Source organism: Flagellimonas sp. L-11 (assembly GCF_056857735.1).
Map to the genome: position 1 here is coordinate 1 of NZ_JBSXNR010000072.1, position 14,148 is coordinate 14,148.

Sequence of the window (14,148 nt, forward strand, 5' to 3'; positions counted from 1 at the left end):
GCACCAGAGGTCCAAGGACGGCAACTCCCGTAACGGGCACTCCAAAAAGAAGGTGCGTACCTCTTTCGGGGAGTCCGAGATATCCGTCCCCAGGGACAGGGATGCCAGTTTCAACCCCATGGTCGTCCCCAAGCGGGGCAACATGGTGGACGGCATCGAAAATGTCATCGTATCGCTATATGCCAAAGGGATGAGCAACAGCGATATCGAGGAGCAGATACGCGAGGTTTATAATTTTGACATCTCCACTTCCACCATATCGAGGATAACCGAAAAGGTGGCGGAGGACATTGTCGCCTGGCAGAACCGACCCTTGGAACCGGTCTATCTTATCGTATGGATGGACGGGATCGTCTTCAAGGTCAGGGAATCCTCCAAGGTGATCAACAAGACCGTGTACGTGGCCGTGGGCCTGCGCAGGGACGGACGTAAGGAAGTCCTCGGCCTCTGGCTGGGCAAGAACGAATCGGCGGCCTTCTGGATGTCGGTGCTCACCGACATGAAGGGCGTCTACAACGCACCCAACGAGAAGGCCGCAAGGGCCGCCCTGGAGGACTTTGCCAAGAAATGGGAAACCAAGTACTCCTATGCCATAAGGAGTTGGAGGGACAACTGGGACGAACTCACCGTGTTCTATGAGTTCCCTCTCGAGATACGAAAGATCATCTATACCACCAACCTTATCGAGAACCTGAACGGGAAGATCAGGAAGTACACCAAGAACAAGCTTTCCTTCCCGACCGACGATGCGGTGATGAAATCCGTATATTTGGCAACAAGGGAGGCCACCAAGAAATGGTCCATGCCCATCAGGAACTGGGGCATCATTTTAAACCAGTTCCTTACGATCTATGAAAAAAGGGTCAGGCTCTAGAAAAGCCCAACCCCCGTTATTTTTAACTTACACACTTATTGGGATAGTGTCATGAAAAGCAAAACCGATTAATCCTTGAAAAGCACTGTCTGTCTTACTTTCACCTAAAGTCATATTGTATCGAATTGTTGGCTCAATACTTACATTGTTTGCGACAAACCATGCATAACCTCCTTGAACGCCAACCCAACTGGCACCATTCCCATTAGAACTTGCCCCAGTGTAATCCACTCCTAAAGGTATCTCATCTATAATATAGTATTTGACCCCCACTTTGTAATTGAATGTGCCATCCATATCATCTCCCCTAGAATAACCTAAACCTAGTTTTAAAGCTAAATTGTCGGACACAAAGTAACCTCCCTCTGTTCCGATAGAATACAAGGTATATCCATATAGTTGAGACCAGGGAAAAAGCTGTGCTGCCCGTAGTCCAGGAACCTGTATTGGCCTCGATAATCCAACTACCTTGGTTCAAGGAATTTGAATCATTCTGTGAATAAGTTGCTAGTCCAATCAGAACAGAGAATGCAAAAAAGATTTTTTTCACAATCATAAGTTTAGATAATTTGGTAATGATTTAATTGGGGCTCTTCCCCGTAAATTATTAGCGAAATAACCATATTGATCCGATTTATCACCCTGCAAATTAACGGATGGCCTATATGAACTGATGGATACCTTATTTCAATTGATGGTTGTAAATTGTTTACAATGCTTTGCCTTACCTTTGATTCAATGAAACCTTTCAAATTCAAAGAATTTGCCATTCAACAAGACCAATGCGCCATGAAGGTGGGGACCGATGGGGTATTGTTGGGCGCTTGGGCATCGCTGGACAAGCTGCCGGAATCCATTCTGGATATAGGCGCGGGAACCGGGCTCATTGCCTTGCAAATGGCCCAACGTTCATCAGCAGAGGTTATAGATGCCATTGAGCTGGATGATGATGCCTACGAACAATGTGTCACCAATTTTGAAGCTTCACCATGGGCAGACCGACTGTTCTGTTACCATGCAGGTTTTGATGAATTTGTGGATGAAATGGATGATAAGTACGACTTGATCATTTCCAATCCGCCTTTCCATTCAGAAGATGTGGCCAGTGGAAACGAATCGCGAGACAAAGCAAGACAAAGCAGTTCACTGCCTTTTGGGGAATTAGTTGAGGGAGCAGCAAAACTTTTGAATGAAGATGGGATTTTTGCGGTGATCGTTCCCTTTAAAGAGGAGTCTTATTTTACCGGTCTTGCTAAAAAAGAAAGATTATTTCCAAACCGAATCACTCGGGTAAAGGGAAATCCCGAGACTGATTTTAAAAGGAGTTTGATGGAATTTAGCTTTGATGAGGTCAAACCAAACATCAATAATTTGATAATAGAGGAGAGCCGGCACCAATACACCAAAGAATACATTGAATTGACCCAAGCATTTTATTTAAAAATGTAACAATGAAAAGACTAAATGTTATATTTGACAAGTAAAATTATTCTGAATGAAGCCCGATTTATTTGAAGCACCAGATTACTACAACCTCGATGATTTGCTTTCCGAGGAACATAAACTCGTTCGCGATGCTGCCCGTCAATGGGTGAAGCGGGATATTTCACCCGTTATTGAGGAATATGCCCAAAAAGCGGAATTTCCCAAACAGATTATCGGCGGATTGGCCGAAATAGGTGCGTTTGGACCCTACATTCCAGAAGAATATGGTGGGGCTGGCTTAGATCAAATCAGCTATGGGTTGATCATGCAGGAGATTGAGCGGGGTGATAGCGGGGTGCGTTCCACCGCTTCCGTACAATCATCCTTGGTCATGTATCCCATTTTTGCTTATGGCTCCGAAGAACAACGCAAAAAATATCTGCCGAAGTTGGCGACCGGGGAGTGGATGGGCTGCTTTGGACTTACTGAACCCAACCATGGATCCAATCCGGGGGGGATGGAGACCAAATTCAAAGATGCAGGGAACCATTACCTTTTGAACGGTGCCAAATTGTGGATTTCCAATTCACCCTTTGCCGATATAGCCGTGGTGTGGGCCAAAAATGAAGAAGGGCGCATTCATGGGCTTATCGTGGAACGTGGCATGGAAGGTTTTTCCACACCTGAGACGCACAACAAATGGTCATTGCGGGCATCGGCCACGGGCGAACTTATTTTTGATAATGTAAAAGTGCCCAAAGAAAATTTGTTGCCGGGCAAAAACGGACTTGGAGCACCACTCGGTTGTTTGGATTCCGCCCGATATGGCATTGCTTGGGGAGCCATTGGTGCCGCCATGGATTGTTATGATACGGCACTCCGATATGCCAAAGAGCGGATTCAGTTTGGGAAACCCATTGCCGCATACCAGCTTCAGCAGAAAAAATTGGCCGAAATGATTACCGAAATTACAAAGGCCCAATTACTGGCTTTCCGTTTGGGACAGTTAAAAAATGAAGGGAAGGCCACTACGGCACAAATTTCCATGGCCAAACGGAACAATGTGGAAATGGCCATTAAAATAGCCCGCGAAGCAAGACAGATATTGGGTGGAATGGGCATTACCGGCGAATACAGCATTATGCGCCACATGATGAACCTTGAAAGCGTAATCACTTACGAAGGTACCCACGATATCCACCTCTTGATTACTGGTGCGGATATTACCGGAATCCAGGCATTTAAATAATCAAGATAAAGAAACTTTTTCTACCGTTACCTTAATGGATTTACTGATGGGCGTCTGGCTTTTATCGGCAAAATGATTATGGGGAACCAACATATTGGTTTCAGGAAAATAAGCGGCCATGTTTCCTTTCGGGATTTCATAGGGTACAACCATAAATTTTTCCGCGGTGCGTTTGATGTCGTCATAATTACTGTGTAGATGAACCACATCCAGTTTGGTCAGATGTTTCTCCGCCATATCCTCCTCATTCATAAAAACTACGCGGCGCTCGTTGTGGATGCCGCGGTAACGATCGTTCAATCCATAAATGGTGGTGTTGAACTGGTCGTGGGACCGTATGGTCATCAACAGCAATTCATCAGGATTCAGCTGATGGTCGGGCAAAGAGGTAATGGATAACTGTGCCCTGGCGTTCGGCAGCATCCGAAAATCACGTTCACGAACATTGTTCGGGAGGTAATACCCAAACCCTTTGGACTGTTCACTCGTTTTTTCAAACCCTTTTACGGTCTTATCGATAAGATTTCGGATGAGATTGTAGTCCTGGCCCAATGCATACCAATTCATGGAATGGTCGCCCCTAAAATATGTATGGGCCAAGAGCGAAATGATTTCAGGTTCACTTTTAATGTGTTCCGAAGCAGGCCTTAACAGGCCCTTGCTCTGCCGAACCTTGCCCGTACTACTTTCCATCGTCAAGAATTGAAGCACTCCATTTTTATCATCCTTTTCGGAACGGCCAAAAGTGGGAAGTAGGAGGGCTGTTTTGCCCGTCACCAAATGGCTTCGATTCAGTTTGGTACTTATCTGAACCGTCAAATCACAATTTTGTAGGGCCTCCGCAGTATATTTTGTATCCGATGCAGCCATTAAAAAATTACCGCCCAAACAAATGAATACCTTGGCTTTTTTTCCATACATGGCCTCAATGGCTTCCACCGTATCATATCCCTTTTCGGTTGGTGGGTCAAAATTAAGATGCTCCCGGATTCTCTCGTTCAAGGTCTTGTTCACGAAATGCATTATCCCCACCGAACGATCACCTTGAACATTGCTATGGCCCCTAACCGGACAGGTTCCCGCAAAGAGTTTGCCCACGGCACCCTTTAACAATAAAATATTCACATATTCCTTAATGCACTCCACAGCATTTTTATGCTGGGTGATTCCCATGGCCCAGCAGATGACAATCTTGGAATTTTCGGCCAATAATTCCACAACCTTGTCAATTTTGTGCATATACACCCCACTTCTGCGTTGGAGGCTTTCCGTATTGTAACGGTCTAAATCTTTCAACAGATCATCATACCCATCAACATATTCCACAATAAATTCGTGGTCGATAATATTGGAATTTTTAGCATCGAGAGCGACCAGCTTCTTCAAGATCAGTTTTGCCAAAGCTATATCCTCATTGATTTTGACAGGGAGGTGAATGTCGGCAATAGGCTGTCCGTTGCCCAACATATCCGAAATATTTTGGGGATTTTTAAAGTTGACCAGTCCCGTTTCTGCCAATGGATTTATACTGATGATTTTACCACCATTCTTTTTGCACTTTTCCAGGGCCGATAGCATTCTTGGGTGATTGGTGCCTGGGTTTTGCCCCACGACCAGAATAACTTCCGCCCCATACAGATCGTCAAGCTTTACGGAACCTTTTCCAATGCCCAAGGTTTCGGAAAGTGCCACCCCAGATGATTCGTGGCACATATTGGAACAATCGGGCATGTTGTTGGTGCCAAAAGCACGGGCAAACATGTCGTAGAGATAAGCGGCTTCGTTGCTGGATCGGCCCGAAGTATAAAAAATAGCCTCATTTGGGTTTTTCAAGCAGTGCAATTCATCCGAGATCAATTCAAAAGCATCCTGCCAAGAAATGGGTTCGTAATGAACACTGTTCGGTTTAAGGATCATCGGTTCAACCACACGTCCCAATTTGTTGAGTTCAAAATCGCTGAGTTGGGATAGTTCTTCCACGGAATGTTTTGCAAAAAATTCCGCGCCAATATGTTCTTTGGTGGCTTCGTCCGCCAGTGCTTTGGCTCCATTTTCGCAGTATTCCGCAATTTTTGAGGGGTGCTCGGGAACGGGCCATGCACAACTGGGGCAGCGAAAGCCGCCCTCTTGGTTCATTTCCAAGAGACTACGCATGGAACGGGCAATGCCCATTTCCTTAAAAGTATGCCGTAAAGCTTCTTTGATCCCCAAAAGACCTGCAGAGGTTTGCATGGGTTCTTTTAGACGCAGTCCCGTAAATTTGATGTCCCCAGTGAGGGAAACCTTGCGCTTTATCTCTTTTTCCATGCTCTAATATAGGATTTTGGTGTGGGATAATTATTTTTCATCATTTCGGGCAATTCTATGTAGAGCGTAGTTACCTTTAATTTGAATTGCAATTGATTTCCTATGTAATTTAGCAAAAACCGAGTATTTTAAAGTATGTTCGCCCTAGTGGATTGCAATAACTTCTATGCCTCATGTGAACGGGCCTTTCAGCCCCAGTTCAACAATGTCCCCGTGGCCATTCTCTCCAATAACGATGGTTGTTTCATCTCGCGCAGCGATGAGGCAAAGGCACTTGGACTGCCCATGGGTGCCCCGGAATTTAAGTACAGACAATTTTGCAAGGAGAACAAGATCAAGGTCTTTTCGTCCAATTATCCCCTGTACGGAGATATGAGTGCCAGAGTGATGAATATTCTCGGAACGTTCACGCCGGATATGGAGGTCTACAGTGTGGATGAGGCTTTTTTAAAGTTTGATGGTTTCAAGAACTACGACTTTGATGCTTACGGCAGGGAAATCCAAAGAAGTGTGGAAAAGTGTACGGGAATCCCCATCAGCATAGGAATTGCCCCAACAAAAGCCTTGGCCAAGGTCGCCAATAAAATTGCCAAAAAGCTGAAATCAAAAACTGGGGGTGTGTATGTAATTCAATCCGAGGAGAGACGGGTAAAAGCATTAAAATGGACCAAGATCGAGAGTGTTTGGGGGATAGGGCGTGGAAACCTGAAACGACTTGAGAGCAGAAACATAAAAACGGCTTATGATTTTACCCAATTGTCGGATGAATGGGTGCGGAAGCAAATGGGCATAATCGGTCTTAGACTGAAAAAAGATCTGGATGGAAGCCCGACCTTGGATCTGGATGATTACACCCGCGATAAAAAGGCCATAGCCACCACACGAAGCTTTGAATACACCTATTCCGATATTGAAAACATTAAAGAACGAATATCCACCTTCGCGACCAGTTGTGCCGAAAAATTGCGGAGCCAAGGAAGCAGTTGCAACTATCTTGTTGTACTTTTAAGAAGTGACAGGCATAAAAAGGATGAGCCACAGGATAGGGGCAGTCTTATTGTTACCTTGCCCTATGCTACGGATTCCAGCCTGACCATAAGCAACTATGCCGTCAAGGCCGCTGTCTCCATATTCAAACCAGGAATCAAATACAAAAAGGCAGGAGTGATCGTATCGGGACTGGTGCCCACCCATGAAAGACAATTGGATCTCTTCCTGTCCGAAAACCCAAAACACCAGAGACTTATGCAGGTGATGGACGGCATAAACAACAAATATGGCATCAGCAAAATGAAAATAGCCAATCAAGATTTGGAAAGGACTTGGAAGATGCGCCAAGAACACCTTTCCCCAAAATATACCACAAACATCAATGATATCATAAAAGTGAAATGACCTCAAAAAAATCGCCAGAAACAGATTCACTTACTTTTTTTGCCCCAAATGAAGAAAAGGGTTTGGGGATGCCATTGTCCAGAAATGCCATCTCAGCAGGATTTCCATCACCAGCTGACGATTTTAAGGAAAAGCGCATCAGTTTGGACAAAACTTTGATCAAAAACAAAGAAGCGACTTTCTACGCACGCGTGAGCGGAGAATCCATGATTGGGGCCGGATTGGATGATGGAGACCTCTTGGTCATAGATAGAAGTTTGGAAGCGGAGCATGGCAAAATAGCCGTTTGTTTTTTGGATGGGGAATTCACCGTAAAACGGTTGAGCATTGAAAAAGACACCATTACATTGATGCCCGAGAATAAAAATTACAAACCCATCAAAGTTTCCAAGGACAGTGACCTATTGATTTGGGGAGTGGTCACTTATGTGATCAAGGCGGTGTAAAAGATAGATTTTCCAATCGTTACCATGTTCCTCATTTCGAAATGACATATTGTTTTTCTTTATTGTTTTTATTCTTGGATTGAGAAGCTTTCCTCCGTGTCATTTCGAACGAATGTGAGAAATCTTGAGTCTATCTGTCCTAAACTTGGGTCTCGACTGCGCTCGACCTGACACCAACTAGTTTTCAATTATTAGTGCCATTAGTGTCAAACCATTAACGCTGCCCCGAATGCCAAGTATGTTCCTTTGGAATGGTTTTGCCCTGATTTTTTTTGAAAAGACGGCAAGTTCGAAAAGCTTTGCTATCTTTGTACCGTTGTGTTGGATTCCAGTCGCGATGATTGGAATCAGGTTGAAGCATCAAACCGATGCTCGCCAATGAAAGGCTTTCCATTTGGAAGGCTTTTTTTGTTTGTGAGACCGGTAGGTCGAACAAATTCCGCTGCAGAACGGAATCTTTTCCTAATAAATTATAAAGTTGTCACCTCGAGCGCAGTCGAGAGGTCTTACTGTCAAAGGTCTCGACTGCCTGACCGTCCGGCAGTCGAGCATTCGACCTGACAAATACTATCAACCCCCAGAAACAGCATGTGCCACATGGTGCACGAGCGAAGCAGCGAGTTTTGCTGTTTGTCCATCAATATCATATTTCGGATTCATTTCGGCAATGTCCATACTGATCAATTTTCCAGAACCAATAATGGTTTTCAAGCATTCCAAAACCATGTGGGGCGTAAAACCCATAGGCGAAGCCGCACTTACCCCGGGAGCATAGGCAGAAGAGAATCCATCCAAATCGATGGTGACATACACAAAATCCACATTTTTGGCAAAGGCATTGATCCAGGTGGTGATTTCATTCAATAGTGGAATTTGAAAGGTATCGTTCATTACATAGATGACATCCAAGTCCCTTGCGGTTTGGAACAAGTTTCTATCATTGGCGTCCTTTCGGATACCCAGACAGAGATAGTTAAAATCAACACCCTCTTTTTCACAGTCTTTGGCAATTTGATAAAACGGGGTGCCCGAATTGCTCTGCTCTGTGTTTTTCCGCAAATCAAAGTGTGCATCAAAATTGATGATACCGATGGTTTGTCCTTCTTTTTTGAAATCCAGATATTTTTTGATACCGTTATAGTGACCATAAGCCACATCGTGCCCACCGCCCAAAACAATAGGGAATTGCTTTCTTTCTAAAAGTAAATTGACAGCTTCGGTAAGCTGATTTTGGGCAGCTTCCATATCTCCCTCATCACAGATAATCGAACCCACATCGTGCAACCGTACATTGCTCCCCAAATGGTTGGGCATCTTGGCAAAACTGCTTTTGATGACATCGGGACCTTCCGCGGCACCGATACGGCCTTGATTTCTTCGCACCCCTTCATCACAGGCGTAGCCCAAAAGAGCAATGGATTTTTTCTGGGCTTCAGGAAGTTCCTTCAAAGGCGTGCAATGCACCTTTTCATGCAGGTATAGCCATTTATTGGATATTCGACCTGTCCAGAGGTTTTGTTTCGGGAGTTCGTAGTGTTTCATCACATTAAAAAAGATTATCCAAAATATCGGATTCCACCAGATGGGGCAAAGTTACTTTTAAATTTGGAGAGCGTTCCATTTCCCGTTCAATGGCAAAGCGGGCTTCCTTGTTTCTGGCCCAACTTCTTCGTGAAATTCCATTGTTCACATCAAAAAACAACATTTTCTTCAATCGGTTGGAGGCTTCTTCGGAACCATCGAGCACCATTCCAAATCCGCCGTTGATGACTTCGCCCCAGCCAACGCCTCCACCATTATGGATGGAAACCCAAGTGGCACCCCTAAAACTATCGCCAATCACATTTTGAATTGCCATATCAGCGGTGAATTTGCTACCATCATAAATATTGCTGGTCTCCCTAAAGGGAGAATCCGTGCCGCTAACATCGTGGTGATCTCTGCCCAAGACCACGGGTGCACTAATTTCTCCAATGGCAATGGCTGTGTTGAAGGCATCGGCAATCTTGCTTCGTCCCTCGGCATCGGCATAGAGGATTCGTGCTTGCGAACCCACCACTAATTTGTTTTGTTCTGCCTCCGAGATCCATTTGATGTTGTCTTGCATCTGCTGTTGGATTTCTTCCGGTGCTTGGGATTTGATTTTTTTCATCACTTCCAAGGCAATGGCATCGGTTTTTTGAAGGTCTTTGGGGTCGCCCGATGTGCAAACCCATCGGAACGGACCAAAACCGTAGTCAAAACACATCGGACCCAAAATATCTTGGACATAGGATGGATACCTGAAGTCGATGTTGTTTTCGGCCATCACCTCGCCACCCGCTCGCGAAACTTCTAGTAAAAAGGCATTGCCATAATCAAAAAAGTAGGTGCCCTTTGCGGTGTGTTTATTGATGGCGTTGATTTGCCTTCTTAATGATTCCTGCACTTTTTCCTTGAAATCCTCTGGATTTTCCACCATTAAGGCATTCGATTCCTCAAAAGAAAGTCCGACCGGATAATAACCACCCGCCCAAGGGTTGTGCAAAGAGGTTTGATCAGAACCCAAATCAACAAAGATGTCCTCTTCAAAAAAGCGTTCCCAAACGTCCACCACATTGCCAATGTACGCCAAGGAAACCACTTCCTTGTTTTCAACAGCTTCTTTGGTTCGGACGACCAGTAGGTCCAAATCCACCAACAATTCATCCACCCAACCTTGGTCGTGGCGTTTTTTCGCAGCTTCGGGGTTGACTTCGGCACAAATGGTAATGCCCCCCGCGATGTTTCCTGCTTTGGGCTGTGCGCCGCTCATGCCTCCCAATCCAGCGGTCAAGAAAATCTTGCCTTCGGGCGATTCGTTTTTCTGTAACACTTTGCGAAAGGCGTTCATTACCGTAATGGCCGTTCCGTGGACAATGCCTTGTGGACCAATGTACATATAGGAACCAGCAGTCATCTGTCCGTATTGTGTTACGCCAAGGGCGTTGTGTTTTTCCCAATCATCGGGTTTGGAGTAATTGGGAATCATCATCCCGTTGGTGACCACCACTCTTGGTGCTTCCTTGGATGATGGAAAAAGTCCCATCGGATGCCCGGAATACATATTAAGGGTCTGTTCCTCGGTCATCTCCGCCAAATATTTCATGGTAAGCAGGTATTGCGCCCAATTTTGGAAAACCGCCCCATTGCCGCCGTAGGTAATCAATTCTTCGGGATGCTGTGCCACGGTAGGATCTAAATTGTTTTGAATCATCAGCATAATCGCCGCAGCCTGATGTGTTTTGGCGGGATATTCCGAAATAGGCCGCGCGTACATCTCATAATCGGGCTTAAACCGATGCATATAGATACGGCCATAGATTTTGAGTTCCTCTGCAAATTCAAGGGCAAGTTCCTTGTGCCAAGCCTCGGGAAAATATCGTAGCGCATTCTGTACGGCCAATTTTTTCTCTTCCTTGGAGAGAATGTCCTTTCGTTTTGGGGCCGGGTTCCCGTTTTTCGGATATGGCTTTTTAGCAGGAAGTTGTTGGGGGATGCCTTGTACTATTTGTTGCTGAAATTCAGTCATGATGCAATGTTTAATGGATGGGCGTTCCTTTTTTCCAAACCTCACTTGGCTTCAATTGCCCTTGATGGTAAGTGACTTCCTGATAGTTATCCGTTGGGAAAATGACAAAGTCAGCTTGTGCTCCAGTTTCCAGTTTTCCTCGGTCGGTCAAACGTAAAGCAGCGGCAGCTCTTGAGGTGATACCTGCCAAAACCTCGGTGTTGGACAGTTTTTCAAAGGTTCCCAAAATACTGGCTTGGGTGAGCAAATCGCCCATGGGAGCGGATCCGGGGTTATGGTCGCTGGCAATGGACAATGCGCCACCGGCATCCAAAATTTTCCGTGCTGGCGTGTAGGCGCATCCCAAACCGATGGATGCACCGGGCAATGCCGTGGCTATGGTGTTGCTCTTGGCCAAGAGTTGAATTTCCTTTTCGGTGCTGGCTTCTAAATGGTCGGCACTTACCGCATCAAAATCCACTGCAACTTGACTGCCACCCGCAGTAAATTGGTCGGCGTGTACGGTAATGTCAAATCCCATTTCCTTCGCTTTTTGGAAGTAAGGCTTGATTTCCCCGGGAGAAAAGGCACTTTCTTCCACAAAGGCATCCACACGATGGGCCAAATTTTCGGTTTTGATGATGGGGAACAATTCATTTATGATTACGTCCAAATAATCTTTGTCCTGACTCCAATCTTTAGGCTTCATATGGGCTGCCAAACAGGTCGGAACCAATGTAACATTCGAAGTTTCATTGGCCTGCTTGATGGCGCGTAGCATTTTCAATTCTTCATCCACGGAAAGACCGTAACCACTTTTCACTTCGATGGTGGTGACTCCGTTTTTGAGATGTTTTTTACTTCTGGAAATAATCCCTTCCACCAGCTCTTCTTGTGATGCTTTCCGGGTTTGGGTCACTGTATCCCAGATACCACCGCCAGCCTTGGCGATTTCCAAATAGGTTTTTCCAGCATTTCGATATGCGTAATCCCGAGCGCGGGTACCTCCAAAACAAATATGGGTGTGCGAGTCTACAAATCCGGGCAGGCAAACCTGTGCTCCTTCGATAGGGTGGATGTCCACCTCATCGGATTTCAACTCGTCAAAAACACCAACTTTGAGAATTTTTCCTTCGGAAACCAAAATGCCGCCATTTTGAATGATGGGCAGTTGCTCATCTTTGAGCGCTCCTTTTAGCGGGAGTCCCGTCATCGGGAGCAATTGGGTGAATGGTCCTATTAATAGTGGTCTGCTCATGTTAATATGTTTCAAATTCTTGAAGGTGTGGTGTGTTCCACTTCAGTTGTTTCTCCTCCATAATACGGTCTACCAAATTGATGATTTCCCCGTTTTGGATAATTTCGATTCCTTTTTCGATATCGTCTGCAAAAACACGGTCGTTTTCGGCAAAAGCAACCTTTGTCCTCAGGAATGTATGGATTTCATCCAACAGAATGCCCGATTTTAAGGGTTTTCTATACTCGAAGGCCTGCGCTGAGGTCAATAGTTCAATGGCGAGGATTTTCTCCACATTCTCAATAATGTTGAGTGCTTTTCTACCGCTGATGGAACCCATGCTCACATGGTCTTCCTGCCCCAAAGAGGTAGGAATGCTATCGGCGCTGGCGGGGAAGCACAGGCTTTTGTTCTCGCTGGCCAATGCGGCCGAAGTGTACTGTAGGATCATATAGCCGGAATTGATACCCGTATCTTTCATCAATAATTTGGGTACACCGGGGCTGTTGCCTTCCAGGGCTAGGTAAATGCGTCGGTCGGATATGTTTCCAATTTCTGATGTGGCCAAGGCAGCATAATCCAAGGCCATGGCCAAAGGCTGACCATGAAAATTTCCTCCGCTGATGGTGAGTTCATCATTTATGATGACAGGATTGTCCGTTACCGAATTGAGCTCAATTTCCAACAATTCCTTAAGGTGGAGCCACGCATTTCGGGATGCCCCGTGCACTTGTGGCATACAGCGCAAAGAGTAGGGGTCTTGCACCCGTTCGCAATCGATATGATCTTCCAAAATCTCAGAACCTTGAAGAAGGGTACGGATTCTGCCCGCCACGTGTTGGTTCCCTTTGAAGGGTCGTAATTCGTGTAACTCTTCAAAAAAAGGCTTCATGGAACCTTGCAGGCCTTCGAGCATCATGGCGCCGATTATATCCGCATGTCGAAGGCAATGCTGCAATTTGTGGACCACCATTACCCCATGTGCGGCGATAAATTGGGTGCCATTGATCAGGGCAAGTCCTTCTTTTGGGCCCAATTCCAAGGGTTGTAATCCTGTTTGTTCAAATAACGCTTGGGTCGGGATGGTCTTTCCCTGATATTCCACTTTTCCCAAACCAATTAAAGGCAAAAACAAATGGGATAGCGGAGCCAAATCACCTGATGCACCAACCGAACCTTGCGAGGGAACCACGGGGATGGCACTGTTTTCCAAATGCCAAAGCATACGTTGCAAAGTAGTTTCGGCAATTCCGGAATAGCCCTTCGCCAAGGCATGGATTTTCAGGATCAACATGATTTTGGCCAATTCGGTGGAAATGGGTTCGCCCACTCCTACGCTGTGGCTTTTCAATATGTTGGATTGAAGGATTTTGGTATCGGCTTTGGAAATCTTGGTATTGCACAAGGGACCAAATCCCGTATTGATGCCATACACCGTATCGCCTTTTTCCACGATGCGTTGCACACGTTCGTAACTGGCATTTACATTTTTTAAGCATTCATTGGAGAAAATACCTCTTATGGTGCCATGGGCCATGCCCAAAGCTATGCTTGTGGTTAAATGGTCTTCGCCAAATTGAAATGTTCGGTTTATCGCCATGTGTTTAATTAATTTACTAACTGATTGTCCGTAATAACCCCATGAATTAAAAGATGTCAGGTCTGGTCTTTCGACTGCGCTCAAGA

11 protein-coding genes are annotated in these 14,148 nt (G+C 45.5%); 5 read left to right on the forward strand and 6 right to left on the reverse strand.

Annotated elements, in window-relative coordinates; translation table 11 throughout:
- Positions 1–874: IS256 family transposase (locus AC13CC_RS13700; protein WP_482877617.1), on the forward strand; the 874-nt coding region annotated here is incomplete at its 5' end.
- 27 nt (positions 875–901) lie between these two features.
- Here AC13CC_RS13700 and AC13CC_RS13705 read toward each other — a convergent pair.
- Positions 902–1,258 (reverse strand): hypothetical protein, encoded by a 357-nt coding sequence (locus AC13CC_RS13705; protein ID WP_482877618.1) that lies wholly within the window; start codon positions 1,256–1,258, stop codon positions 902–904.
- Positions 1,259–1,612: 354 nt separating this feature from the next.
- On the opposite strand from AC13CC_RS13705, the gene AC13CC_RS13710 reads away from it, so the two are divergent.
- Entirely contained in the window at positions 1,613–2,323 is a 711-nt protein-coding gene (locus AC13CC_RS13710; RefSeq protein ID WP_482877619.1) for a tRNA1(Val) (adenine(37)-N6)-methyltransferase, read from the forward strand.
- Between the two features lie 46 nt (positions 2,324–2,369).
- Positions 2,370–3,548, forward strand: a complete 1,179-nt coding sequence (locus AC13CC_RS13715; RefSeq protein WP_482877620.1) for an acyl-CoA dehydrogenase family protein — start codon at positions 2,370–2,372, stop codon at positions 3,546–3,548.
- Here the strand turns inward: AC13CC_RS13715 and AC13CC_RS13720 are convergent, their stop codons facing one another.
- Entirely contained in the window at positions 3,549–5,855 is a 2,307-nt protein-coding gene (locus tag AC13CC_RS13720) for an FdhF/YdeP family oxidoreductase (RefSeq protein WP_482877622.1), read from the reverse strand.
- Between the two features lie 135 nt (positions 5,856–5,990).
- On the opposite strand from AC13CC_RS13720, the gene AC13CC_RS13725 reads away from it, so the two are divergent.
- Entirely contained in the window at positions 5,991–7,250 is a 1,260-nt protein-coding gene (locus AC13CC_RS13725; protein ID WP_326276968.1) for a Y-family DNA polymerase, read from the forward strand.
- Complete coding sequence (locus AC13CC_RS13730) at positions 7,247–7,696, forward strand: LexA family protein (protein WP_326276969.1); 450 nt, start codon at positions 7,247–7,249, stop codon at positions 7,694–7,696. The genes AC13CC_RS13725 and AC13CC_RS13730 overlap by 4 nt, the downstream gene beginning before the upstream one ends.
- Positions 7,697–8,266: 570 nt before the next feature.
- Here the strand turns inward: AC13CC_RS13730 and hutG are convergent.
- The 4 genes from hutG to hutH are packed head-to-tail and all read right to left on the reverse strand — an operon-like array spanning position 8,267 to position 14,062.
- On the reverse strand, positions 8,267–9,238 hold the full coding sequence (gene hutG, locus AC13CC_RS13735; protein ID WP_326276970.1) for a formimidoylglutamase: 972 nt from the start codon (positions 9,236–9,238) through the stop codon (positions 8,267–8,269).
- 4 nt (positions 9,239–9,242) lie between these two features.
- The gene (locus AC13CC_RS13740; RefSeq protein ID WP_326276971.1) at positions 9,243–11,246 is read right to left on the reverse strand and encodes a urocanate hydratase; all 2,004 of its coding nucleotides are present in this window, start codon (positions 11,244–11,246) and stop codon (positions 9,243–9,245) included.
- A 10-nt stretch (positions 11,247–11,256) separates the two neighbouring features.
- Positions 11,257–12,483, reverse strand: a complete 1,227-nt coding sequence (gene hutI / locus AC13CC_RS13745; RefSeq protein ID WP_326276972.1) for an imidazolonepropionase — start codon at positions 12,481–12,483, stop codon at positions 11,257–11,259.
- Position 12,484: 1 nt separating this feature from the next.
- Complete coding sequence (gene hutH / locus AC13CC_RS13750; RefSeq protein ID WP_482877623.1) at positions 12,485–14,062, reverse strand: histidine ammonia-lyase; 1,578 nt, start codon at positions 14,060–14,062, stop codon at positions 12,485–12,487.
- Positions 14,063–14,148 lie beyond the last annotated feature (86 nt).